This is a genomic window from Ferrimonas sp. YIN67 (genome assembly GCF_057219095.1).
Window position 1 is genome coordinate 687815 of record NZ_JBXVVJ010000003.1, and the last position, 23337, is coordinate 711151.

The 23337-nt window shown below is 57.9% G+C and carries 24 protein-coding genes; 6 read left to right on the forward strand and 18 right to left on the reverse strand.

Going from position 1 to position 23337, the window contains the following annotated elements; genetic code table 11:
• Positions 1-863 precede the first annotated feature (863 nt).
• On the reverse strand, positions 864-1697 hold the full coding sequence (locus AC2D8U_RS10320; protein WP_484618951.1) for an MOSC domain-containing protein: 834 nt from the start codon (positions 1695-1697) through the stop codon (positions 864-866).
• 2 nt (positions 1698-1699) lie between these two features.
• Positions 1700-2629, reverse strand: a complete 930-nt coding sequence (locus AC2D8U_RS10325; RefSeq protein WP_484618952.1) for a LysR family transcriptional regulator — start codon at positions 2627-2629, stop codon at positions 1700-1702.
• 83 nt (positions 2630-2712) lie between these two features.
• On the opposite strand from AC2D8U_RS10325, the gene AC2D8U_RS10330 reads away from it, so the two are divergent.
• The gene (locus AC2D8U_RS10330; RefSeq protein WP_484618953.1) at positions 2713-3171 is read left to right on the forward strand and encodes a PACE efflux transporter; all 459 of its coding nucleotides are present in this window, start codon (positions 2713-2715) and stop codon (positions 3169-3171) included.
• A 122-nt stretch (positions 3172-3293) separates the two neighbouring features.
• On the opposite strand, the gene AC2D8U_RS10335 is transcribed toward AC2D8U_RS10330, so the two are convergent.
• The 5 genes from AC2D8U_RS10335 to AC2D8U_RS10355 all read right to left on the reverse strand — a co-directional run bounded on the left by AC2D8U_RS10335 (position 3294) and on the right by AC2D8U_RS10355 (position 6515).
• Positions 3294-3569: a helix-turn-helix domain-containing protein gene (locus AC2D8U_RS10335; protein ID WP_484618954.1), complete on the reverse strand. Its 276-nt coding sequence runs from the start codon at positions 3567-3569 to the stop codon at positions 3294-3296.
• 24 nt (positions 3570-3593) lie between these two features.
• Entirely contained in the window at positions 3594-3977 is a 384-nt protein-coding gene (locus AC2D8U_RS10340) for a PAS domain-containing protein (protein WP_484618955.1), read from the reverse strand.
• Positions 3978-4454: 477 nt separating this feature from the next.
• Positions 4455-5204 (reverse strand): SDR family oxidoreductase, encoded by a 750-nt coding sequence (locus tag AC2D8U_RS10345; protein WP_484618956.1) that lies wholly within the window; start codon positions 5202-5204, stop codon positions 4455-4457.
• Between the two features lie 85 nt (positions 5205-5289).
• The gene (locus tag AC2D8U_RS10350) at positions 5290-5751 is read right to left on the reverse strand and encodes a YaiI/YqxD family protein (RefSeq protein ID WP_484618957.1); all 462 of its coding nucleotides are present in this window, start codon (positions 5749-5751) and stop codon (positions 5290-5292) included.
• 20 nt (positions 5752-5771) lie between these two features.
• Positions 5772-6515 carry a cyclic nucleotide-binding domain-containing protein gene (locus tag AC2D8U_RS10355; protein WP_484618958.1) on the reverse strand — a complete coding sequence of 248 codons (744 nt, stop codon included), beginning with the start codon at positions 6513-6515 and terminating at the stop codon, positions 5772-5774.
• A 192-nt stretch (positions 6516-6707) separates the two neighbouring features.
• Here AC2D8U_RS10355 and AC2D8U_RS10360 point away from each other — a divergent pair, with 192 nt between their 5' ends.
• Positions 6708-7322, forward strand: coding sequence for a hypothetical protein (locus tag AC2D8U_RS10360; RefSeq protein WP_484618959.1), 615 nt, complete (start codon positions 6708-6710; stop codon positions 7320-7322).
• Between the two features lie 99 nt (positions 7323-7421).
• Entirely contained in the window at positions 7422-8300 is an 879-nt protein-coding gene (locus AC2D8U_RS10365; protein WP_484618960.1) for a mechanosensitive ion channel family protein, read from the forward strand.
• A 59-nt stretch (positions 8301-8359) separates the two neighbouring features.
• Here the strand turns inward: AC2D8U_RS10365 and AC2D8U_RS10370 are convergent, their stop codons facing one another.
• From AC2D8U_RS10370 to dusA, 6 genes are all read right to left on the reverse strand, one after another.
• Positions 8360-9820 (reverse strand): catalase, encoded by a 1461-nt coding sequence (locus AC2D8U_RS10370; RefSeq protein WP_484618961.1) that lies wholly within the window; start codon positions 9818-9820, stop codon positions 8360-8362.
• A 330-nt stretch (positions 9821-10150) separates the two neighbouring features.
• Entirely contained in the window at positions 10151-10531 is a 381-nt protein-coding gene (locus tag AC2D8U_RS10375) for a hypothetical protein (RefSeq protein WP_484618962.1), read from the reverse strand.
• Between the two features lie 96 nt (positions 10532-10627).
• Complete coding sequence (locus tag AC2D8U_RS10380) at positions 10628-11137, reverse strand: hypothetical protein (RefSeq protein WP_484618963.1); 510 nt, start codon at positions 11135-11137, stop codon at positions 10628-10630.
• Between the two features lie 362 nt (positions 11138-11499).
• Complete coding sequence (locus tag AC2D8U_RS10385; protein ID WP_484618964.1) at positions 11500-11736, reverse strand: PspC domain-containing protein; 237 nt, start codon at positions 11734-11736, stop codon at positions 11500-11502.
• The gene (locus tag AC2D8U_RS10390; protein WP_484618965.1) at positions 11736-12110 is read right to left on the reverse strand and encodes a hypothetical protein; all 375 of its coding nucleotides are present in this window, start codon (positions 12108-12110) and stop codon (positions 11736-11738) included. The genes AC2D8U_RS10385 and AC2D8U_RS10390 overlap by 1 nt, the downstream gene beginning before the upstream one ends.
• Positions 12111-12324: 214 nt before the next feature.
• A complete protein-coding gene (gene dusA / locus AC2D8U_RS10395) occupies positions 12325-13299 on the reverse strand; it encodes a tRNA dihydrouridine(20/20a) synthase DusA (RefSeq protein ID WP_484618966.1) in 975 nt (324 codons plus the stop codon).
• 290 nt (positions 13300-13589) lie between these two features.
• Here dusA and AC2D8U_RS10400 point away from each other — a divergent pair, with 290 nt between their 5' ends.
• From AC2D8U_RS10400 to AC2D8U_RS10410, 3 genes are all read left to right on the forward strand, one after another.
• Positions 13590-16055 (forward strand): penicillin acylase family protein, encoded by a 2466-nt coding sequence (locus AC2D8U_RS10400; protein ID WP_484618967.1) that lies wholly within the window; start codon positions 13590-13592, stop codon positions 16053-16055.
• Between the two features lie 226 nt (positions 16056-16281).
• A complete protein-coding gene (locus tag AC2D8U_RS10405) occupies positions 16282-18087 on the forward strand; it encodes an AMP-dependent synthetase/ligase (protein ID WP_484618968.1) in 1806 nt (601 codons plus the stop codon).
• Between the two features lie 238 nt (positions 18088-18325).
• Positions 18326-19429 (forward strand): phosphoribosylaminoimidazolesuccinocarboxamide synthase, encoded by a 1104-nt coding sequence (locus AC2D8U_RS10410; RefSeq protein WP_484618969.1) that lies wholly within the window; start codon positions 18326-18328, stop codon positions 19427-19429.
• Positions 19430-19539: 110 nt separating this feature from the next.
• Here AC2D8U_RS10410 and AC2D8U_RS10415 read toward each other — a convergent pair whose 3' ends face one another.
• The 5 genes from AC2D8U_RS10415 to oppC form a co-directional block, all read right to left on the reverse strand.
• Complete coding sequence (locus AC2D8U_RS10415) at positions 19540-19782, reverse strand: HP1242/YdcH family protein (RefSeq protein WP_484618970.1); 243 nt, start codon at positions 19780-19782, stop codon at positions 19540-19542.
• A 127-nt stretch (positions 19783-19909) separates the two neighbouring features.
• Positions 19910-20398 (reverse strand): GNAT family N-acetyltransferase, encoded by a 489-nt coding sequence (locus AC2D8U_RS10420; RefSeq protein WP_484618971.1) that lies wholly within the window; start codon positions 20396-20398, stop codon positions 19910-19912.
• 51 nt (positions 20399-20449) lie between these two features.
• Entirely contained in the window at positions 20450-21448 is a 999-nt protein-coding gene (gene oppF, locus AC2D8U_RS10425) for a murein tripeptide/oligopeptide ABC transporter ATP binding protein OppF (RefSeq protein WP_484618972.1), read from the reverse strand.
• Positions 21445-22416: an oligopeptide ABC transporter ATP-binding protein OppD gene (oppD, locus tag AC2D8U_RS10430; protein ID WP_484618973.1), complete on the reverse strand. Its 972-nt coding sequence runs from the start codon at positions 22414-22416 to the stop codon at positions 21445-21447. The genes oppF and oppD overlap by 4 nt, the downstream gene beginning before the upstream one ends.
• A gap of 9 nt (positions 22417-22425) precedes the next feature.
• Entirely contained in the window at positions 22426-23331 is a 906-nt protein-coding gene (gene oppC, locus AC2D8U_RS10435; protein WP_484619003.1) for an oligopeptide ABC transporter permease OppC, read from the reverse strand.
• Positions 23332-23337 lie beyond the last annotated feature (6 nt).

The window sequence follows — 23337 nt, forward strand, 5'->3', positions numbered from 1 at the left end:
GTAAAATCGGGGCGGATTATACATACTGGTCTGACTGCGCGTAAGTGTGAAACCGCGTTAATTTCAGTTTTTGAGCGTTAAGTGTGAGATCTTTGAACAACTCCAGCAAAACCACCCCGAGACACCGCAAGGGATCACGATACCGCCCATTTTCCAAGACAGATCACGCGAGATGCATTGTCCCCTCACTTCAATGCACTTGCGCGGCAATAAATGCAACATTCACTCACACCTCTGCTCACAAACCTGCGCCCAGGATGCGCTCATTTGTGAAAACCTGTTCATTTAGACGCTTTCCAACAAAAATTCAGAGCCTTAACAGGGGCCAACCGATAACAACCGACATCTACCCAACCCTGGTGGTTAGGAACAAACAGGAATGAGATGGGTTCGCCATGGCCTTCCCGACGTTTCCCCGACTCTCACACCAATGAGGCGCATCCAACCAACAAGCATTGACCCAAGATAGTGTGGCTCCCACCTTGTGCTTCATTCAGCAGCAATAAGACCTGCTTAATGAAGCACACAAGCAAGGAGCAAGGAGCGAGGAGCGAGGAGCGAGGAGCGAGGAGCAAGGAGCAAGGAGCAAGGAGCAAGGCTTAACGATCATTGCCCCTAAAAGGAAACAAGAAGCCAATCCCAAAAGGGCAGAGAGGTGGGAGAGCGGGCCATTGCTCGTGCTTGTCAGGCAGAAGGGTGCTTTTTTTATGACCGGAACGATGGGAAGCCGCTCCGAATCGAGCATTTAGGGTGAGCAATGGCCCGGTCGTGCAGTGTAATGCAGATGAAATTGGGCTCACAAAACTCAGGCCATTTGTTGCATGGTAGCCTGCGAAAATGGCACAAGTTCGAGACAGGGCACGCTAAGCGACAACAACGTGATCGCCCACGCAAATGTCCTTCCCCTCTCCAAGAGAAAGTAAGGCATTGCCACCGAAATAGGCTCTGCCATCCTGGATGAGATCCATCCCCATCAAGGTCTTCAGGGGCTCTCTAGGGCTTGGCCGCTCGCCACTGACTTGATCGACCGTGATCACCGGGCAACGCTCACAGGGTTTACGGATCGCCAAAGAATAAGTGGGGTGCTGTAGCACCATAGATGACAATTCGGCAAAGGCCGGTGTCATTCCCGCCACCACTATGTTGGCGCGAAAACGCTTCATGGATACGGCCGGCTCTCCCTGTTGCTCCAGTGCCTGATTCAGACGATCCAAAGAGCCCTGAGATGCAATCAGGTAGGGAAAGCCATCAGCAAACTGGGTGTGGGCGACTTCCGGCTCCCGCAGATACTTGGCCTTGATATGACGAGGGCGTCTGGGATCGAAGCGCACCAGACGAAGGGGCTCCCCCCGGTACAAACCCAAAACCTGAGTCAACCAGACGGAGGCTTGTGCTCCCTGATCAAATGCCTGCAGATCACTGCCCCAGATCTGAACAGGAACCAGGCTCGTGAGATCTTCATACAATGGAACAGCCAGCTCAATGCCTCCACTCCTTAGCTGCAAGTGGCTACCGGTCAGCGCCGTAGTGATGCGGGCCATCCGTGGCAACTGGCGCTGAGTCACGAACCGCCCGCGCCAATCGATCACCATCCAGTGGCGATCCCAGGGCAGGCCGGTCGTCGCCAGTGTCGCCCGTTCAAGCCGGATCCCCTGCAGGGATTTCACCGGATAGGTATAGAGATCCGTAATGTGCACAATCAGCTTCCTTGGAACCCTGTGTTAGCCGCCCCGGCACTGGGCTTGGGCGGATCCGAAAAAAGGGATTTTAACTTTGTTGATAACCAATCCAGTGCTGGCCCCGGCTCGGAGCCCTTTGCCATCACCAATTCTACCGGGGCACGCCAGGCCTGGTGATCAAACTGCACGGACAGGCGAACCAGAGCACCAGAACGAAGCTCGGCTTCAACCAGGTGCAGAGGGACATAGCTCCAGCCCAACCCCTGGCGGGCCAGCTCCCGTAGCAGGTAAAAGGTATTGGTCCACCAGAGCTGAGTCGCAACCGCGGGAAAATGCGATAACCCCGCTCCATCGAAGCCCTTGACCAGCAACTGACGGTGCCGTTGCAGATCATCAATATCCGGCTCAGCCAGACTGGCCAGAGGGTGCTGTGGGCAGACAACAACGACAAAGGGCAAAGAGCCCAGATAACAGAGGGAGACATCCTGGGGCAGGGCCGTATCTGCAAACATCAGTCCCAGTTGCGCCTTTCCCGATCCCACCAGGCCTCGTATGTCGGGACTGGCAGCCGTGTGAAAATTCAGTGCCGTCGTGGGGAAGTGTGCTTCGAAATCCTGCAATAGCCCCCCCATTCCCGGCACCATCAACGCCTCATCAATGGCCAGAAACAGTTCATCCTCGTGAGCCGCCCCAATGGCCTGTACCGTCCGATCCAGATCCCGGCACAGTCCCAACATGGATTCTGCCAGTGGCAGCAACCGCCCCCCCTCCCGGGTCAGGCTGGGAGTGCGGCCGGTCCGCTCAAACAGACAGCAGTCCAGATCGATCTCCAGGTTCGCGATCCCCTGGCTGACCGCCGACTGAGCCTTTCCCAATTGTCGGGCCGCTGCGGAAAAGGATCCCAAGCGAGCGCTCAGGGCAAACATCCGCAGTTGTTCAAGGCTATACATATAAGCGCTTCTGATAGGTCCTAACTTTTAGCCATCTTAGTTTCAGATGACAATCTGGGCAAATTTCCCAACGGAGTCCCACGATGGCCCCCCCGATGCGTACCGGTGAACGCCTGCTTCACACCCTCCTGTTCGAACTGTTTGCCATGGCGATCCTGATCCCTGCCAGCATGCTCTTTACCGGCAAGGATGCAGGCACCATGACCCTGACCGCGATCCTGCTTAGCCTGATCGCCATGGTCTGGAACTATCTCTATAACTTGGGGTTTGACAAGTGGATGGGGCCCGACCGCCTCGGCCGAAGCTTGGCCATGCGCCTGGGCCATGCGCTGGGGTTTGAGCTGGGGCTGCTTGCCACCACCATCCCGCTACTGATGTGGCAACTGCAGATGGGGTTTTGGGCCGTCCTGATCCTGGATCTGGGTTTCGTCGCCTTCTTCCTGATCTATGCCCTGGTGTTCAACTGGGCCTATGACCAGCTCAGGGCCCGTCGGCTTGAAGCCACCTCACAACGCCCGCAATCAGTCCACCCTTATCCATGATCGGATAGGGGCGCAGAACTCATCCGGCCCCCTTCAAGGGACACACCACGGAGTAGGAGAAATCGCCTCCCGACTGCCGATGTCGAGTGCCTCATGACGACCCATGGATGGCAGGGGGGGACCTAGTCCTGTTGGCTCGCCTTACGCTCTCGAATCTGCTGATAGACAGTGTGGCGAGTGATCCCGAGGCGCTTAAAGACCATGGCCGTGGCCGCTTTGAGCTCAAAGATCCCGTATTCAAACGGCACCTTGGTAATCACCTTCTTCCGCCCCTTGGAGGAGATCGAACTGTCGTTGTGAACATCTCCGATGGCACGTTCAAGCGCACGTTCAATCACGACCGAAGAGCTGAGGCTCTCACTCACCGCAATACTGTTGCTGGCAAAGTCCGGCATCATGGCCTTGATGATCTCGGCAAAGGGCTAAGACGGGTTCACATTGATGCAAAACAGGCCGATGGGCCGGTCCATCTCTTCCACCAGCACCAGAGTCGTGGATTTAAACAGGGAGCCATCTTTGGCATGAGTTAGATAGTTCTTGGGAGAGACTTCGCCGGTTTGCTCAAAATGGCGCAACACCTTCAGGCCGAGATCCGTGATGGGCGCCCCCTCCTTACGCCCCGCATGACGACCATTGACGATCTTCACAAGGGATCTCTCAACGCTTTCTAATGAGTGGATCACCCCTGCACAGTGGGGTCCAATCCGATCTGCCATGGAATCGGCAAAACGAAAATAATGATGAAGGCGCTCCCTGCCTTTGTCGGTCAACTTTTCCCGTAAGGCTTCACTGACAACTGCCCCCATATCTGACCACTTTAGTGAACGATAACTATCGGCCAGCCTATGCCATCCTAGGTGTAGAACTCGAGTTATCACCGCCAAGTCGGATGAAAAGTGAGGGACAGGCTATTATCTTCCAAAAGAACTGGCGGCCATCCCTGCCTGACCCCGCCATCGATAAGACCCCAACTCACGTCATTCCTACGCGCACACAATTGAACCGTCCCGCTGATTTTTGCCTTCACTATGAGTACCGACGGTTCTTGGGACCGCCTCATTCACATCTGCTAACAAGCAATCCCCGTGAAATGTTGCCCGAACATGGCCGCCGAAAATGGGAGGATTCTCCCTGTCGAGATGGAGCCGAACTCGCTGAATTTGGATAAAAATAGGCGAGTTCGAAACCGGCCAGAGCAAACGCCAACTCTATATTCAAGCCGGATCCGGACGAAGTTCCCGATGGACCAGAGATTGGGTACTGGGCACTGCCTTTACCCGCTTTCAACTAAAACGCTTCAACACACGAAGAGGAAGGTAACGAAGGAGACACTGCACCAGCGCCCAGGGCCAAGTCGGCACATAGGCATTCGCTCCCTCTCGCTCGATCGCACGAACCAGGGCACGACAGCCGGTTTCGGTATCGACAATAAAAGGCACTTTTTCCACCTGTGCGTTGATCTCGCTGCGAATAAAGCCCGGATGCAACGTAGTGACCGCGATCGGTGAGCCCAGCAGATCCACCCGGATCCCTTCGCTTAAGCTGGTCAAGGCGGCCTTGCTGGCAGCATAGGTGGTCATCGCCCGGCGAAATCCCCGAACCGCGCTAACCGAAGAAACGGTGACCAGATGGCCGCGGTTCTGCTGTCGAAATACCGTCAGCGCCGCCTCGCACTGGGCCAGGGCAGCAACAAAGTTGGTCATGGCGGTTTGCCGGTTGGCCTCGAAATGGCCGGTCCCCAGGGAGGCTCCCTTGCCCAGTCCGGCATTGACGATCACCCGATCCAACCCACCCAATTCCTGACAAAATGCGTTGAACACGGTAAACACCTGTTCGTGTTCATTCACATCGAGCTGACGGATCACCACGCGACACTGGGGATGCCGTTGCAGGATCTCGGCCTTCAGCGCCTCCAGCCGATCCCATCGACGGGCGCACAGTGCCAGATCTCGCCCCATGCTGGCAAACTCCAGCGCCATGCCGCGCCCCAGGCCAGAGCTGGCCCCAGTGATCAAGATCCTTTGTCGAATCATCCCTGTCTCCTGACTCCCTCAAAGGGCAAAACCATTCACTTCAAGTAAGCGTAACAGCGCCCAGTTCGACAGCCCCCTTCAGCGATCAGCGCCTCGCCAGTTTCGCCAGGTAACGATCCAGTGCATTGGCAAAGGCCTGGCGCTCGGTTTGCGACAAGGGGGGTGGCCCGCCAGTCTGGACCCCGGATGCCCGCAGGGTATCCATAAAGTCACGCATGTTCAGCCGCGCCCGAATATTGTGTTCGGTATACAGTTCCCCCCGAGGGTTGAGGGCCACCGCGCCTTTAGCCACCACCTCGGCGGCCAGGGGGATATCGGCGGTGATCACCAGATCACCCGCCTGGCAGCGCCTGACTATCTCATTATCCGCCACATCGAAGCCAGCACTGACCCGCACAGCCTTAATATAGGCGGAAGGCGGCACGGGGATATTCTGATTGGCGATGAGCAACAGGGGTAACCTGGCCCGTTCGGCGGCACGAAACAGGATCTCTTTGATCACCTTGGGGCAGGCATCGGCATCGACGTATAAACAGGGAGCGGTCATAGATTCCTCGTTGGGGACGATCACAGGGGCGGTGGCAGTGCCCGGTTTCGAAGATAATACTTGAAATAATCGACACTCATCAGCCCACGCAACACCCGAGGCTTCAGGATCTGAAGGGTGCGGTACCCTTTACTGACGATACCAGCCGCCACCAACTCCCGGATCAGGCCATTGTAATACTGCCGGGTCGTTCCGATCAGCCGACACCAGGTTTCGTCACTGAAGTGGATGATTCGACGCCCCCGCAATTCGAGTGCATCGGACACCAGCAGAAGGACCAGAAAAGTGAGGTCCCGTTTATTCAGCAACTGGCGCAGCATGGCGATCTCTTCGATCCGTCGCGCCATACAATCTTGAAATCCTGCGATAAAATCCTGCAGCTCGGCACTAACGTGAAACAATTGCGCCAGGGTCGCTTCGGGCACAAAACGGCACTGGGTCACTGTCATCGCCCTATGGTTCACGGGAGCCAGCAGGAACTGGCGATTACGCCCCCGATACAGCAGATCGCCCCCCAGCAGCAAGTAGGAGATCCCATGGCTGCCGTCCACCAGGGTATACTCTCGGGCCAGGATCCCATCTTCAATCAGCAAAAGGCCGCAATAGTCGGTCTGCATGCAGAAGCTGTCCCCTTCCGCCAACTCCATAGGCCGCCCCGCTTGCCACAAGCGTTTCGCATCCGGGAGCGTGCAGCCACTGACGACCATACGCTTTAGCCAGGGATCGCAGTCGCTGATCGACGCCTGTGTCGTGTCCAAAGTCAAAAAGGAAGCCTGCCGTGCATGTCGTTTGTCATGCCTCCAGCTTAATCGCTTTGTCCGCAGCCACAGAGAGAGAAAGCCAAAACTGTCGGATCCAACCGCACCAATTGTCCGTTCTGTGACATTTCCATCCAGGCACTTGGCTTAGCCTGAGTATTCAACCCAGTTTACCCTCCCAATGAGCAAAGCCCCCTGATGGATCCTTCACGCATCGAACTGCTCAGCCTGGTTCGCTCCCGCCTCAATAAGGCCCAGCCACCGGAGTGCGCCGGGAACGGCCCATTTGGATTCCGCCCAGTGAAGCCAAGGCCAGATCTGGGTGAAGAGCTGCACCTGGTATTTCATCAGGATCCGGCCCCCATCCCCCCCCTGGAGCCCCACTCGCTGGTGATCAGTGATGCCGCTGAGCTCCCTCAGGGACAGCACATTAGGATCCGAACGGACACCCTCTGGGCGCTGATTGATGCCATTGTGCACACTTGGCTCACCGAGTTGGACGGCACACCACTCGACAATGGCTTTATTGAGCGACATGTCTACGGCTTTACCGCCGTCACCCGGGGGGGGCAGGCGCCCGAACTGACGGAAGCCCAAAGCTACCGTGGCTACCTGTTGGGCTGGCCCGACGCACAACCTAAAACGGCGGAATGGGCCAGCAAGCATACGGGTACCCCCAGCGGCACCATACGCACCCTGGCCCACAGGTTGGCCAACACCAGCTCCATGCGACTGATCGGCTCACCGGAAACCCGAATACACTGGCGCCTGCTCCCCCTGCTACGAGGCCATTTATCCGCAGGGCAAAATTAGCCAAAGCATCATTGATACATCCAAATTACTCTTTTATCTGGCGAAATCATGTTTCCCGAACCATCCTTTCAAGGCTAAGAAGCTGACAAGGAGTCCGAAATGGAAGAGGTAGAACAAAACGTCGAGCGCAGCCTGCAGATGCTCGAACAGTTCAGTGAGAAAGGCCTGGAGATGGCCATGCTCTACGGGCCAAAGCTGGTACTGGCCTTTATCGTCCTGTTTGTCGGGCTATGGTTTATTCGCGCCCTGTGTAAGGTGGTCGACAAAGCCATGGACAAGGCCAAGGTGGATCTCACCCTGCAGCGCTTCCTGTTGTCCATCATCAGTGTCGGCCTCAAGCTGATACTCGTGGTGATCTTCGCCTCCATGATCGGCGTGGAGACCGCCTCCCTGATCGCCGTACTCGGTGCCGCCGGCCTGGCCATCGGCCTGGCCCTGCAGGGCAGCCTGGCCAATTTCGCCGGTGGCGTGCTGATCCTGCTGTTCAAACCCTTTAAGTACGGCGATGTGATCGAGGCCCAGGGCTTTCTCGGCAGGGTCCATGAGATCCAGATCTTCAACACCATACTGCTGACCCTGGATAACCAGAAAGTGGTGATCCCCAACGCTCTGCTCTCCAACGGCTGCGTCAAAAACTTGTTTAGTGAGCCCACCCGGCGCGTCGATCTGACCTTCGGGATCAGCTACGGCGATGATATCGGCATCGCCAAAGAGGTGCTCGCCAAAGTGATCAGTGAAGACGAGCGGATCCTGGCCGAGCCGGGCAGCGAGATCTACGTCAGCGCCCACGCCGACAGCTCGGTTAATCTATTGGTGCGGGTCTGGGTCGATTCCGATCACTACTGGCCGGTGCATTTCGATCTGATCGAGCGGGTCAAACTGGCCTTCGATCACAACAACATCACCATCCCCTTCCCCCAGCGGGATGTGCATCACCATGGCCTGTCGGATCACCTCTTGGGTGTGGACAACGGCTGATCCTGGGCCTAAAGAAAAAACCGCCAGCATGGCGGTTTTTTCACTCAGCACACCCGTGCTCAGCTCAAGGCTTCGATGGCCGCCTTGACCCCGGACGCATAGGCCACATCGGCCTGACGGAAGTGCTCCAACATCCGCTCCTGCACCTCACTGCTGGCCTGACTCAGGCCGCCGGCGATGGTATCGAACAATGCCTGCTGCTGCCCGACATCCATGATGCGGAACAGATCCCCCGCCTGGCTGTAGTCATCCTCGACGGTTTTGTCATAGCGGGCCATGGCACCGGCCAGATCCATCGGTGGCTCGCCGGCCTGAGCCTGCTGTGTCGGGCCATTCTGGGAGTTGGGTCCATAGTTAACGGCGCCATCACTGCCCGCCGCCTGACCGTGGAAGGGACACCCGGTGCCCGCCATGGCACCGGCCCGCTGATAGTGGTTGGGCTGACTGGCATGGGGGCAGTTGACCGGCAACTGATTGTAATTGGCTCCAATCCGGTAACGCTGAGCATCGGCATAGGCAAACAGCCGGGCCTGCAGCATCTTGTCCGGCGATGCCCCGACGCCGGGCACCAGGTTGGAGGGTGCCAGTGCGGCCTGTTCCACCTCGTTAAAGTAGTTTTCCGGGTTACGGTTAAGCTCCAGGGTACCGATCTCGATCAGCGGGTAGTCCTTATGGGGCCATACCTTAGTCAGATCGAAGGGGTTGATCTGATAAGTCTCGGCATCCGCTTCCGGCATGATCTGCACCTTAACCGCCCATGTCGGAAAGTCACCATCTTCGATGCTGGCGAACAGATCCCGCTGGGCATGATCCGGATCGATCCCCTTGAGCTTGTCGGCCTGCGCATTCGACAGATTTTTGATCCCCTGCGCCGTCTTAAAGTGGAACTTCACCCAGAAACGCTCCCCCTTGGCATTCCACAGGGAGTAGGTGTGGCTGCCATAGCCGTTCATATGGCGGTAGGTCGCCGGAATGCCCCGGTCTGACATCAGCACGGTCACCTGGTGCAAGGATTCCGGATGCAGCGACCAGAAGTCCCACATCGCCTGGGGATCCTTCAGGTTGGTTTTCGGATTGCGCTTCTGAGTATGAACAAAGTCCGGGAACTTGATGCCATCGCGCAGGAAGAATACCGGCGTATTGTTGCCCACGATGTCATGATTGCCGTTGGCGGTATAGAAACGCACGGCAAAGCCACGGGGATCACGCTCCGCGTCCGCCGAGCCGGACTCGCCGCCCACGGTGGAGAAGCGCAGGAAGACTTCCGTTTGTTTGCCCACGCCATTGAAGTGGTCGGCAATGCTGTATTCGGACAGGTCTTTGCTCAGGATAAAAGTGCCATAGGCGCCGGAGCCCTTGGCGTGGACCACCCGCTCCGGGATCCGCTCCCGGTTGAAATGCGCCAGTTTTTCGATCAGTTGCCAGTCCTGCAACATCAAGCCGCCACGCGGGCCAGCACTCAAGCTATTTTGGTCATCGGCGATGGGGGCGCCGTTTTGTGCAGTCAGTCGGTTCGTCATAATGTACATCCTCATCCGAAGCACCAAGGTGCGCTTCAATCCATTGCATCAGGCCATCCCACATGGGTCAGTCCCTCCTCGATATGTGTGTATCGTATGCAGGTTCATCACAAAGTGATAACGACATTATGCGGTCCACGCGTTCGCTTTTTAAGATTAAAAGAGTGACACCTAATTGATTTAAATCATGGAGAAAGGGCGAAAACAAGCGCAGGGGAATTAAGACCAACCTGGGCAAGGGATTGTTTAATTTGATTTTTATACAACTGAAGACAAAAAAACCGCCCCATCGGGCGGCTTCTCTACTTATGGTGCGACTGCGAGGAGGAATTATTCCGCGTAGGAGGCATCCCAGTCACCGTAGTTGGCATCGCCGGCCAATACGGTGTAGTCAGGCTGACCGCCCAAGCTGGCGTTAACGATGGCCTTAATGGACTCGATCACCTGCTCCTGCGCTTCCTGCTCGGTGAAGAAGTTCACCGCGACGTGATAGCGGTTATTGAAGTAAGCAATGAACAGATCCCAACCATGTTCGATCTGCAGCTCAGTCAAGGCATCGTCCAGACCATCAAACTTCTCGATATCCCCTTCGAAGCGCAGCTCTATGCAAGTCTGGGCAAAAGGACCAATCGCAAATTTCTTTAGATGACGCGCCTTGTGGTGACGCTTTGGCTCAACGTGGAACAGATTCGGCACAGCAATAATGGACATATGAGATTCCTTCTAATAGGAGGCCGTAGATGGGCAGGAGGGTATGTCATGGCCCGAGGATCCGCAAGCTCTCCACCACTATCCTATACAAAAGGGTCAGCGGTGACACCCCATACAACTGCCATCCCGCTCTTCACTGGCAGGAAACTCGCCGGCCGTTTTTTCCATGGCGTCATTGACCACCGCAGACCAAGCCACCAGTTCATCCCCTGGCAGCTCATAACGGGCGGTGGCCATCAGCCCCTGGGAACCCATCCCGCCAATCAGGTAAGGCACGCAGTAGGTACGACGGCCGTCTCGCTGTTCGAAATGCTCCACTAGGGGACGCTCGACCGGGTAGCCGTGGAACACAAACTGAAGTGATACCAGCTCCCCGCTGGCCTCCAACTGTGCCACCGACTCAGACTCAAACTCATCCCCATCGAGACGAAAAACCTGAGTATCCGCACAGTAAGCACCGGCACGACTGTCCACGAACTCATAGGCCGCATAAAAATAGGGGGTGCCCACCACCGCGACCCGCTCAGGAGCGGAAGGTATGCGCTCCTGTGCCCAGACGCTGGTTGCCAGCAAAGACAACAGCAAGCCTGACAAATAAGGTTTCACCGGCTTCTCTCCACACGTGTTGCTTGATCAAGAAAAGCGCCATCTTCCGCCACCCCCCATACAGAGTTCAAGTAACCTATCGTCAAGAGTTGTCAGCCTGTGTTCAGCCTCCCAGCAGGGGAATACAATCCGCGCTCTGTCACTGGTGCAAGGCTGAATATTCGCCGCACAGGGTCGCCAAAGATGTAAGTTCCCTCAGGGGAAAGGAGCATCGCCTCAGCGCCAGACACGCGCCAGCAATATGACCCCCAGGATGGGTAACCAAAACCAGCCCCACCACTCACCCAACGCCACGGCCCACGGATCGGCCCAGCCCACCAAGACAATCAGGCTCAACAATAAACCCAGGAGCACTCCCCCCATCAGCGCCGCCTCCCACTCCCAAGCCCGATCAGCCCCGCAGCAAGCAGATAGAGGCACAAGAGCGCCATCGGCGCCACCAAGGCCAGGCAAACGGCCGCCAGCCGGGTGCCTCCGACGTGCCACCCCAGACGGTGTGCCAACCGGGCAATGACACCCAGCAACCATGCCGCTGGGTGGCCACTTTCCCCTTCTCTCCTAAGCCTCCTCATATTGCCCCCCTGCCCCTTCCCAAGCATTACTGATCCTGAGATTGCATTGCCAGGAGCTCAACCGGCAGAGCGGGAAAGGTAAACAGCTCCGCCGCCCTCTGCCGAACTTCTTCTCTGGCCTGTTCGGCGATCTCAGCATTGAGGCTCTCCATGGATAGGGCCAATGCCTCCTCCATGCTCTGCTCGGGCAAATTGGGGACTGAGCTGATGGACGCCCGGGCCAGATGGTGGGCATCGGCCCTTGCGGCTCGAGCGATCCCTCGCGTGGTCTGGCTGAACTCGGCCTGGAAGGCCCGATCGATGGCCTCGGCCAGGGTGATACTTTGCCCTGCCTGCGCGGTCCCTGCCGACACAGCCAAAGCGATAACGGAACAACGAACCAAAGAAGTCAACGCAGACATGGTAGTAACCTCAGTTTTCAATGAAAGACGACTAGAGGGTTTGCAGAGGACATGCCAACTTTTAGTGCTGAGCCAAAGTGCTGATTTTTAATAGTTTAATTTTTGTGGTGAGAGAGGGGCAGATACGCAGGTGGGAAGCCGGAGGAGAAAATCTGAGGATTTAGCGGAATTGACCACACCAGTGGTTAATTCCGCTACTGAGGACTTTGCTGGTTTAAGCTGCCTGCGCATCCGCTGGCAGTGACGCCAGCGCCGCCGCCAGGATCTGCGCATCGGCGCCGGGCAGGTGGGCATTCTGTGCCAGGTAACGGCGCCACTGACGAGCGCCCGGCATACCGTTAAACAAACCCAGCATGTGACGGGTCACGTGATTGGCCCGCCCACCCTGGGCGATATGACGCTCCAGATAGGGGATCATCCGTTCGACCACTTGCGCACGACTCAGGGGGGCCGAGGTCACACCATACAGGCGGCCATCGACGCCCGCCATCATATAAGGATCCTGGTACGCCTCACGGCCAACCATCACACCATCCAGATGCTGCAGGTGCGCTTCGCACTCATCCAGGCTCTTTACGCCGCCATTAACCGAGATGTTCAGATCGGCAAAGTCACGCTTGATCTGATAGGCACGATCATAATTGAGCTCTGGGATCTCGCGGTTCTCTTTTGGGCTCAAGCCTTTGAGCCAAGCCTTGCGGGCATGGATGGTGAAAATATCACAGCCCGCCTCGGCCACGGTGCCGACAAAATCGGTCAGGAAGCCATAGCTGTCCTGCTCATCGATGCCGATACGGGTCTTCACCGTCACCGGAATATCCACCACGTCACGCATCGCGGTCACGCATTCGGCCACCAGTTGTGGCTCCGCCATCAGGCACGCACCAAAGCGGCCATTCTGGACCCGATCCGACGGACAGCCGACATTGAGGTTCACTTCGTCATAGCCACGCTCGGCAGCGAGCTTGGCGCAATGGGCCAGATCCTGTGGATTGCTGCCCCCCAGTTGCAGCGCCACCGGGTGCTCCTCCTCATTGAACGCCAGGTAATCACCTTTGCCATGAATGATCGCGCCCGTGGTCACCATCTCGGTATAGAGCAGGGCTTCGCGGGAGATCAGTCGGGCAAAGTAACGATAGTGACGATCTGTCCAATCGAGCATGGGGGCAACGGAAAAGGTGCGCTTCATCGGGAACCTCGTGAGGAATTTGGGGCGGGTATTCTACAAAAGCCCGTGGCAAATGCACAGGTGATTTTTTAAGCAGCTCGAGTCCGCGCACAGTTCACCGCCAGTTCCCCCTCCAATTCAGACACAAAAGGACTTTATTTTTGCTTGCTTGATCAATATAAATAAAGTCAGAACGATGAATTATTGGGCAAAGCAGTCTCCCCTTGCAGTCTTCATCGCCCCACCGACGGCCAGGCACTGGCTGCGCGAATAACAGCCCTAAAGGGCAGGACACCCATCGGGAGAGACACATGAAGCTAGCCATACCGCTGCGCCCCCTTTCCGCCGCCATCGCGGCCATCCTGACGCTCGCCGCCTGTAACGACAACGACCAACCGCAAGAGGTGGTCGAGCCGCCTTCACTCCCAGTGCTTGCCTATGACGCCACCGTGCACCGCACTGAAGGAGGCCTGCCCCACATCATCGCCAACGACTTTGGTTCTCTGGGCTTTGGCACCGGCTACGCCGCCGCCGAGGATAACCTCTGCTTTCTGGCCGATAACTTCCTGACCTATCAAGCCAAGCGTACCATGTACCTGGGGTCCGGCGAGCAATACAGCAATATCAGCAGCGACTTCTTCTACGCCTATCTGCGTGAGATCGGCCGCTACGACGAAGTCATCGACGGTGAGATGGAAGCCCTGTTTGCTGGCTACGCGGACGGCTACAACCACTATCTGCGGCAGCTTGGTAGCGACAACCTGCCGGCCGAATGCGCAGGCGCTGCCCATGTACAGGCCATCGACGCGGACACCATCAAGGCGGTCCACCTGACCCCCTACTTCCTCCCCAACTTTAAGGGGCTGATCCTGGCGGCCGCGCCGCCGGAGATCGCTCAGGAAGGTGCTGCGCCCACGCTGGATCTCAGCCACTTCACCTTCCCGCAGCACGATCCCATGCTGGAAAATCCGCTGGATAAGGGCAGCAACGGCGTCGCCGTGGGCCGCGAACACAGCAGCGGCGCCAACAGCCTGCTGTTTGCCAACCCCCACCTGAGCTGGCACTACGACCAACGCTTCTATGCATTCCATCAGTCCATTCCCGGCGTCATGAACGTGCTGGGGGCCAATGCCATCAACCGTGCTCAGGTCGGATTCGGCACCAACGGCGACGTCGCCTGGACCAATACCGTCTCCACCTCGCAGCGCTACGGCTTTTTCCAGTTGGCGTTAAAGCCCGGCTCCCCCACCACCTACCTGGTGGATGGCGTCGAAAAAGAGATGGTGGCCACTACGGTCACCATCCAGATCCCGGACGGTCAGGGCGGCTTCTTCCCTCAGTCCCACACCTTCTACGACACCGACTATGGCCCGATGATCGGTTACTACTACCCCTGGGTGGATGGCATGGGCGTAGCGCTGAGCATCGCCGATGAAGGCGCCCGTGGCATGCAGGGCGGCACCATAGAGCAGTACCAGGCCAGCACGGTCCAGGAGCTCAAGGACGCCGCCGACCGCTCACAATCGGTGCCGGTGAATCTGATCGCCGCCGACAGCAACGGCGATGTGCTGTACGCCGATATCGGCCCTGTGGCCAATATCACCGATGGCCAGATGGCCACCTGCTGGTCACAGTTCATGCCCGGAACGTTTGACGGCAGCCGCAGCGAATGCGCCTGGGGCACGGCCGAAGACAGCGCCGCACCGGGCTTGCTGGGGGCCAGCGAACAGCCCTTCCTGTTTCGAACGGATTATGTCACCAACTCCAACTCCAGCTATTGGTTGGCCAATCCGGAAGCGCCATTAACCGATTACCGTATGGTCAGCGGCGATACCGGCACCGAGCGCAGCCTAAGGACCCGCTCCGGCCTGACCATGCTGGCCCGCAACTTCGACAGCATAGGCACCCTGACCCTGGATCAGTTCCACAACCTGATGATGGGCAACGAGCACTATGTGGGTCAGCTCCTGCGGGACGACACAGTGACTCTGTGCCGGGCCAACCCATCGGTGGATCTGGAGGGCACCCTGATCGACATTTCCTCCGCCTGCGAGATTTTGGCGGATTGGGATCTGACTGCCAACCTCGACAGCGTCGGCAGCCATATCCTGCGTGAAGCGCTCGACATCGCCAACGCCGGAGCCCGCAGCCGGGGCCTGCCAACCAGCTTCAACTACGCCGTGCCCTTCGATGCGGCCGATCCGGTCAACACGCCACGGGGTCTGGATACCGGCGACAACCCGGCGGTCCTCGCCGCGTTGGCTGGCGCGGTACAGCGGCTGACCGAAGCCGGGATCCCGTTGGACGCGCCACTGGGGACCATTCAATCGGTGATGCGCAACGACGAGGTGATCCCCATGCATGGCGGGCGTGAGAACGAAGGGGTGTTTAACAAAGTCAGCGCATCACTGCAGACCGATGGCTACTCGGATGTGGACGGCTCCAGCGCCAGCTGGGTGATGACCACGGCGTTAACCGACGACGGTCCTGTGGTGAAGGGCTTGCTGGCCTACTCCAACTCCACCAACCCGGACTCGCCACACTTTGCTGATCAAACCCTCATGTTTTCGCAAAAAGATTTCCTCGAGATCCCGTTCCATATGGCGGACGTCGAGCAGCAGGCCCTGTCGAGCATGATCCTGCAACTGGGTCCCGACGATTGTGCCAACGAAGGCTGGCAGGCCTTTACGGCACAAGCGTTTGCGGACCAGGCCAGCTGTGAAAGCCACTTTACGGACGTGGCAGAGAATCAGATCACCGATTACCTGAGCGATTGAGCCTCGCACTAAACAGCCAACACCAACAAGCCGGGGCAACCCGGCTTGTTCACACCTATCAGCCTGCCGGCGCCAAAACAAATGCCTGAAAGATCAAATCACTGACACCTGACAGGAGCGAAAGAGTGTGATCCACTGCCACTATTTGGTGCATCGGGATCACGCAAAATGTCCGGTTGCGCCTAGCATGGAATAATCACTCTAATACATAACCCTTGGAGCGCCCATGTCCGTCGATCTGGCCCCCTACCACCTTTCCCGCTTGCTGGCCCAGCAAGTGGCTACCCGCAGCGATCAGATGGCTCTGCAATATCAACGAGACGATCAGTGGCACAGCCTGACTTGGTCGGAACTGGATCGACAGGTGACGCAACTGTCTCATGCGCTGCTGGCGCGCAACGTCGCGGTTCAGGACAAGGTGGGGATCTTCAGTGCCAACAGCCTGGCCTGGGTCCAGACCGATCTGGCCATCATGCGCCTGCGTGCGGTCAGTGTGCCCGTGTATGGCACCAGCACCATCGAGCAGCTGAGCTACATAGTCAATGACGCCGAGATCGCCGTGCTGTTTGTCGGCGATCAAGAGCAGTACAATAAAGCCTGCCAGGCCGCGGCCCAGTGCCCCAGCCTGAAAACCCTGGTGTTAATGTCCGATGCCATCGCCCCGGCGGACGGCGCGGTGCCCAGCATCACCCTGGCGCAGTTGCTGGCCCAGAATAACGACGACCAGGCCGACGCGCTGGCTGCCCGCCAGCAAGATCCCCGCCTGGATGAGCTGCTGACCCTGATCTACACCTCCGGCACCACCGGCGAGCCCAAGGGCGTGATGCTGACCCATCAGAACTTTGCAGGCATAGTGCAGCAACATGAGCAGGTTGTACCGCTTACCCCAGGTACCCTGTCGCTCTCCTTCCTGCCCTTGTCCCATGTCTATGAGCGCGGCTGGAGCCTCTATGTGCTGTGCAGCGGCGGCTGTAATGCCTACGTCAGCGATCCGGCCACCGTGCAGCAAGCGATGCAGACCGTGAAGCCCGAGGTGATGTGCGCCGTACCGCGCCTGTTTGAGAAGATCCACAGCACCATCATCGGCAAAGTGGCGGGGGCGCCGCTGATCAAGCGCCTGCTGTTTCGCTGGGCACTGGATCAGGGCCGCCGTCAGTTCAAGGCGGATCAGGCCGGCCGCCAGCGGGTGAAGCTGGGCCAGCTGTATTACGCCATCGCCGACAAGCTGGTATTGAGCAAGCTGCGCGAAGCCCTGGGCGGTAACTTCAAGTTTGTTTCCGCCGGCGGCGCCCGACTGGACGACCAAATCAACGCCTTCTTCCAATACATCGGCATTCCGCTGCTCAACGGCTACGGCGCCACCGAAACCAGTGCCACGGTCAGTTGCAACCGCCTCGACCGCATCGCCACCACAGGGGTTGGCCTGCCGCTGCCGGATCTTAAGGTACGGATCGGCGAAGACGACGAGATCCTGGTCAAAGGCCCCACCATCATGCCCGGCTACTACAAGCGCCCAGAAGACACCGAGGCGGCCTTTGTGGATGGCTGGTACAAAACCGGGGATGCCGGCTACCTGGATAACGAAGGAAGGCTGCACATCACGGATCGCATCAAAGAGCTGATGAAGACCTCCAACGGCAAGTACATCGCCCCACAGCGAGTCGAGGGGATCGTTGCCCTGGAACCCTGGATCGAGCAGATCGCCATCATCGCCGACGGCCGCAACTTCGTTTCTGCGTTGATCGTGCCAGACTTTATCGCCCTGGCCGAATGGGCCAAAGCCCAGGGCCTGAACGTTACTGAGGACGCCGAGCTGGTGGCCCTTCCCCAGATTCAGGCTGAGATGGAGCAGCGTGTCATGGCCGCCCAGGCTGAGCTGGCGGGCTATGAGCAGATCAAGCAGTTCACCCTGCTGCCTCGCCCCTTTAGCATGGATCAGGGAGAGCTGACGCCGACCCTCAAGCTGCGCCGCAAAGTGATCAATGAGATCTTCGCAAAGGAGATCGACGCCATGTATCAGCGCCGCCACTGAGGTAAGGAGCCCACCCTAGCGGTGGGCTCTTTCTATTGGGCCACCACCCGTGGCCACAGACGCCAGCGAACAAAAAGTTAGCACAAAAAAACAGCAGCATAGTTTGGCCTACTCTTGAGATCTGCTATCATCCGCGCCAACGGGGATCTGGGTGCATGCACCCAAGCTAAAGAGCAATAAAACAAAAACGCCACAGTGACTCCCCGACCCTACAACCCCCAAAAACAGGAAAGTGATCATGAGTCTTGCCGACCAGGTATTGGCCGTTAACAACGATCTTCCCATCCGCACCGATCTGCCGGTGCACTCAGGTAAAGTCCGCTCCGTCTACTGGCTGACCGAAGCCGACAGCCGTCGACTGATTAAAGAGCGGAACTACGACGTCGCCAGCGATGCGCCCCTGGCCATCATGGTGATCTCCGATCGGATCTCCGCCTTCGACTGCATCTGGCACGGCGAAGGTGGCATGAACGGAGTCCCAGGCAAAGGGGCAGCCCTCAATGCCATCTCCAACCACTGGTTCCGTCTGTTCAAAGAGCAGGGCCTGGCCGACAGCCACATTCTCGATATTCCCCATCCGTTTGTGTGGATCGTGCAAAAAGCCAAGCCCGTGATGATCGAGGCGATCTGCCGCCAGTACATCACAGGATCCATGTGGCGTGCCTACACCAAGGGTGAACGCAACTTCTGTGGCATCGAACTGCCGGAAGGACTGGAGAAAGATCAGAAACTCCCTGAGCTGCTGATCACCCCATCCACCAAGGGCATTCTGGAAGGCATTCCAGGCGTTCCAGCGGTGGATGACGTCAACATCACCCGTCAAAACATCGAAGACAACTTCGAGGCCTTCAACTTCCGCAGCAAGGAGGACATCGACCGCTACGAAGTCCTGCTCAAAGAGGGCTTCGATCTGATCTCCGATGCCCTGGCCCAGCTGGACCAGGTGTTTATCGACACCAAGTTCGAGTTTGGCTACGTCACCGATGCCGCCGGTCAGGAAAAGCTGATCTACATGGACGAAGTGGGCACGCCGGACTCCTCGCGGATCTGGGATGGCCCGAACTACCGTGACGGCAAGGTGGTTGAGAATTCCAAGGAAGGCTTCCGTCAACTGCTGCTGAGCCACTTCCCGGATCCCGACATCCTGCTCAACAAGGACCGTATGGAAGAGCGCAGCGCCCTGGCCCGCGACAATGCCCTGCCCACCGAGGTGTTGATGGCCGTGTCCAAAACCTACACCGACATCGCTGAGAAGATCACCGGCGAAAAGATTGTCCTATCAGACAACCCCAAATCGGAGATCATCGCCATCCTGCGCGAGCAGTACGGCTTGATCGATTAAACCTCAAGTCCGGTTGAAACCTAAGGAGGCCGCCGGGCCTCCTTTTTTGATCAGCACAATATCTCTTGCACTAAGCACAAAACCGTTCCAGCCATCCTCCAGGGCGAGGCTTAACTGGCCGTCTGGATACGGTTAAACAGGTCATCCTTGAGTTTCAGACGCTGCTTCTTCATCCCTTCAAGCACATCGTCCGAGGCATTCTCGAGTCCCTCTTCGATCCGCCTGACCTGACGATCGATCTCATGATATTGGTTGTAGAGCGTATGGAATTGATTATCGGAGAGGTTGAGTTCCTGGATTAACTCAATGTGGGCGGGAAATTCGTTCACCAGGCTGTGGTCTGGAACTATCATCACACTTTCCTCATATTGGTGGGTCAAAACCATTGTGCCACCGGCCCAACCGCCAGTGACTTGACCTAAATCAGCAAATCATGGTTTAGCAGCTCCGAGCGCCCCCTGCCTGGATTTTTCCTCTTACCTAAGCCATGTCTCGCCTGTAGCTGTACCAGTTCGGCTCACAACTGCGCTGATCGAGCACAAAACCCAGCCCTCGCACCACCTGCTGTGAGGCAAGATTGTCGCGAGCAATACTGGCCACCACGGTCGCCAGCGGGTAGTGCCTCAACATCCCTTCGGCCGCCTCGCGAGCCAGTCCGTTGCCCCGGAACTGGGGCAGGATCGCGTACTTGAGCTCTGCATCATCCTGCCCCAAGGGGTGTACCAGGCCGCAAAAACCGATCACGGCCCGACTGGACTTCTCCACCAATGCCGACATGCCATAGCCATGACGTCGATAGTTGTTGGCCGTTACCGACAACCAATGGTGGCACTCCTGCCGATCCAGGGTACTGCCATCACCCACCCAGCGCATCGATTCCAGATCGCCGTAGACGGCGAGCATGGGTTCAATGTCATCCTCACACAGTGCCCGCACAATCAATCGGCGAGTCTCAAAAAACTCATTCACATCCATTCCTTGATAAAAAAAGGCGCCGCATTGCGACGCCTTGGTTGCTCCTTAGGCTACAGCGATATCGTAGCGCGGACAGGCGACCTCGTGGGTCCCGCCCAGGGACTGCAGCTGCGGCCGGTTCCGGCTGCAGTCATCACAAACCGCCGGACAGCGTGTCCGGAACACGCAACCTGACGGCGGACTGATGGGGGATGGCAACTCACCGGTCAACAGGATGATCTGCTTCTCCCGCTCCCCCTTGGGATCGGGCTCAGGGACCGCCGACAACAGGGCACGGCTGTAAGGATGGGAAGGGTTGCCATAGAGTTCGGCACTGCTGCCGGTCTCCACCTGGTTCCCCAGATACATCACCATGACCCGGTCTGAGATGTGCTTCACCACCGATAGGTCGTGGGCAATAAACACCAGAGAGAGGCCCATCTCCTGCTGCAGCTCCTTGAGCAGGTTCACCACCTGCGCCTGGATCGAGACATCCAGTGCCGACACGGGCTCATCACAGATCACCAGCTTGGGCCGCAAGATCAGCGCTCGGGCAATACCGATGCGTTGACACTGGCCACCGGAAAACTCGTGGGGGTAACGGTTGATCACGTTGGGCAGCAGACCGACCCGGGCCATCATGGCCCGCACTTCGTCCACCACCTTCTCCTTGCTCCACTGCGGGTAATAGTTGCGCAGCGGCTCGGCAATGATGTCCCCCACGGTCATCCGTGGGTTAAGGGAGGCCAGGGGATCCTGGAAGATCATCTGCACCTCTTTACGCAGTGCCTTCATGGCCACCGGATCATCGTGATCCACCCTTTGACCGTTAAACAGCACCTCGCCTTCGCTGATCGGCACCAGGCCGATCAGTGCCCGGGCCAGGGTGGATTTGCCACAACCGGACTCCCCCACCACACCCAGGGTCTCGCCGGCCTTCACCTCAAAAGAGACGCCGTCCACCGCTTTGAGCTGCGGCACAGGATCCCAAGGCCACTTCTGCGCCTTCTTGATGCCAAAGCGTACCTTGATCCCTTTGGCTTGCAGTAATACCTGCTGGCTCATGCTACCACCTCCGCAATATCCTTATGGCAGGCACGCTGACGACTGCCCTCGAAGTTAACCAGGGCCGGAGCCTCTTCACGACACTGGGCCGAAGCATTGGCGCAACGCGCACTGAATGGGCAGCCGGGCGGCAGGGCCATCAGGTTGGGTGGGTTTCCAGGAATGGTCGGCAGTACCTCGTCATTGCCCTCCAGGCGAGGAATGGCGGAGAGCAGGCCACGGGTATAGGGATGAGTCGGCTGATAGAACACCTGATCCGTGGTGCCATACTCCATGGTACGACCGGCGTACATCACCATCACCTTGTCACACAGACCGGCCACCACCCCAAGATCGTGAGTGATCATGATGATGGCGGTTCCCAGATCCCGCTTCAGCTCATTGAGCAACTCCAGGATCTGCGCCTGTACGGTCACATCCAGCGCCGTGGTGGGCTCATCGGCGATCAGCAACTTGGGCTGACACAGTAACGCCATGGCGATCATCACCCGCTGGCGCATCCCACCAGAAAACTCATGGGGATACATATCCATACGTTTGCGGGACTCGGGGATCTTGACCGCATCCAGCATCTTCACGCTGTGCTCAAAAGCATCCTTGGCACTCATCCCCTTGTGCAGGATCAACACCTCCATCAGCTGGGCGCCCACCTTCATGTAGGGGTTGAGCGCCGTCATGGGATCCTGGAAGATCATGGCGATCTGCTCGGCACGGATCTTATTAAGTGCCTTGGGTGGCAGGCCCAGGATCTCCTGATCCTGGAAACGAATGCTGCCCTCGGTCAGGCCATTTTTCGCCAGCAACCCCATGATGGCAAAAGCGGTCTGGCTCTTGCCGGATCCGGATTCGCCGACGATCCCCAGGGTCTCTCCCGGGGCCAGATCGAAACTGAGTTTATCTACCGCGGTGACATTACCATCCGGCGTGGTGAACTGGACATTCAAGTCCTTGACTGTCAGTAAGCTCATAACGCCTCCTTAGCGATCTTTAGGATCCAGCGCGTCACGCAGACCGTCGCCGATGTAGTTAAAACAGAACAGGGTCACCACCAGAAAAGCGGTCGGAAACGCCAGCTGCCAGAGGGCAATCTCCATGGTCATGGCCCCTTCGTTCACCAGGGCACCCCAGGAGGTGTAGGGCTCCTGCACCCCAAGCCCCAAGAAGCTCAGGAAGGACTCGAACAGGATCATCGAGGGCACCAGCAGGGAGGCATAGACCACCACGATCCCCAGGGTATTGGGCACCAGATGGCGCAGGATGATGTCTTTGGTGCGGGTGCCTGAAACGATCGCGGCCTCAACAAACTCCTTCTTTTTCAGACCCAGGGTCAGGCCGCGCACGATCCTCGCCATATCCAGCCAGGACACGGCCCCGATGGCCAGGAAGATCAGAAACAGGCTGCGACCGAAGAAGGTCATCAGCAAGATCACCAGAAACATGAAAGGGAAGGAGTTGAGGATCTCCAGGGTCCGCATCATGATGCTGTCGGTGCGACCGCCGACATAGCCGGCGATGGAGCCGTACAGGGTACCGATGGCTACTGCCACCAGGGCACCGAGGATCCCAACCATAAAGGAGATCCGTCCCCCCTCCAGGGTACGAACAAAGAGATCCCGCCCCAGAAAATCGGTGCCAAAATAGTGGCCATTGCTCAGGGACGGCGGGGAGGCCATGTTGGCCCAGTCCATCTCATCGAAGCTGTACTGGGACAGGGCCGGACCTATCACCACCAAAATGGCGATCACCGCCAGCACGCACAGGGATACCACCGCGGCGCGGTTGCGTAGAAATCGACGACGGGCATCGGCCCAGAGGGAGCGACCTTCCACTTCCAGCTCTTCAGCAAAGGCTTCGACCGCTTCATTATTTTGTTTTTGGATCATGGTCTG

What these genes read in the sequence shown, in the direction of transcription:
- AC2D8U_RS10405 (WP_484618968.1), top strand. Translation starts at nt 16,282, where the DNA reads ATGTCCGTCGATCTGGCCCCCTACCACCTTTCCCGCTTGCTGGCCCAG.
- AC2D8U_RS10365 (WP_484618960.1), top strand. Translation starts at nt 7,422, where the DNA reads ATGGAAGAGGTAGAACAAAACGTCGAGCGCAGCCTGCAGATGCTCGAA.
- AC2D8U_RS10345 (WP_484618956.1), bottom strand. Translation starts at nt 5,204, where the DNA reads ATGATTCGACAAAGGATCTTGATCACTGGGGCCAGCTCTGGCCTGGGG.
- AC2D8U_RS10400 (WP_484618967.1), top strand. Translation starts at nt 13,590, where the DNA reads ATGAAGCTAGCCATACCGCTGCGCCCCCTTTCCGCCGCCATCGCGGCC.
- AC2D8U_RS10360 (WP_484618959.1), top strand. Translation starts at nt 6,708, where the DNA reads ATGGATCCTTCACGCATCGAACTGCTCAGCCTGGTTCGCTCCCGCCTC.
- AC2D8U_RS10350 (WP_484618957.1), bottom strand. Translation starts at nt 5,751, where the DNA reads ATGACCGCTCCCTGTTTATACGTCGATGCCGATGCCTGCCCCAAGGTG.
- AC2D8U_RS10325 (WP_484618952.1), bottom strand. Translation starts at nt 2,629, where the DNA reads ATGTATAGCCTTGAACAACTGCGGATGTTTGCCCTGAGCGCTCGCTTG.
- AC2D8U_RS10410 (WP_484618969.1), top strand. Translation starts at nt 18,326, where the DNA reads ATGAGTCTTGCCGACCAGGTATTGGCCGTTAACAACGATCTTCCCATC.
- oppD (WP_484618973.1), bottom strand. Translation starts at nt 22,416, where the DNA reads ATGAGCTTACTGACAGTCAAGGACTTGAATGTCCAGTTCACCACGCCG.
- AC2D8U_RS10390 (WP_484618965.1), bottom strand. Translation starts at nt 12,110, where the DNA reads ATGTCTGCGTTGACTTCTTTGGTTCGTTGTTCCGTTATCGCTTTGGCT.
- AC2D8U_RS10375 (WP_484618962.1), bottom strand. Translation starts at nt 10,531, where the DNA reads ATGTCCATTATTGCTGTGCCGAATCTGTTCCACGTTGAGCCAAAGCGT.
- AC2D8U_RS10335 (WP_484618954.1), bottom strand. Translation starts at nt 3,569, where the DNA reads ATGATGCCGGACTTTGCCAGCAACAGTATTGCGGTGAGTGAGAGCCTC.
- AC2D8U_RS10330 (WP_484618953.1), top strand. Translation starts at nt 2,713, where the DNA reads ATGGCCCCCCCGATGCGTACCGGTGAACGCCTGCTTCACACCCTCCTG.
- AC2D8U_RS10385 (WP_484618964.1), bottom strand. Translation starts at nt 11,736, where the DNA reads ATGCTTGGGAAGGGGCAGGGGGGCAATATGAGGAGGCTTAGGAGAGAA.
- AC2D8U_RS10370 (WP_484618961.1), bottom strand. Translation starts at nt 9,820, where the DNA reads ATGACGAACCGACTGACTGCACAAAACGGCGCCCCCATCGCCGATGAC.
- oppF (WP_484618972.1), bottom strand. Translation starts at nt 21,448, where the DNA reads ATGAGCCAGCAGGTATTACTGCAAGCCAAAGGGATCAAGGTACGCTTT.
- AC2D8U_RS10415 (WP_484618970.1), bottom strand. Translation starts at nt 19,782, where the DNA reads ATGATAGTTCCAGACCACAGCCTGGTGAACGAATTTCCCGCCCACATT.
- AC2D8U_RS10340 (WP_484618955.1), bottom strand. Translation starts at nt 3,977, where the DNA reads ATGGGGGCAGTTGTCAGTGAAGCCTTACGGGAAAAGTTGACCGACAAA.
- dusA (WP_484618966.1), bottom strand. Translation starts at nt 13,299, where the DNA reads ATGAAGCGCACCTTTTCCGTTGCCCCCATGCTCGATTGGACAGATCGT.
- oppC (WP_484619003.1), bottom strand. Translation starts at nt 23,331, where the DNA reads ATGATCCAAAAACAAAATAATGAAGCGGTCGAAGCCTTTGCTGAAGAG.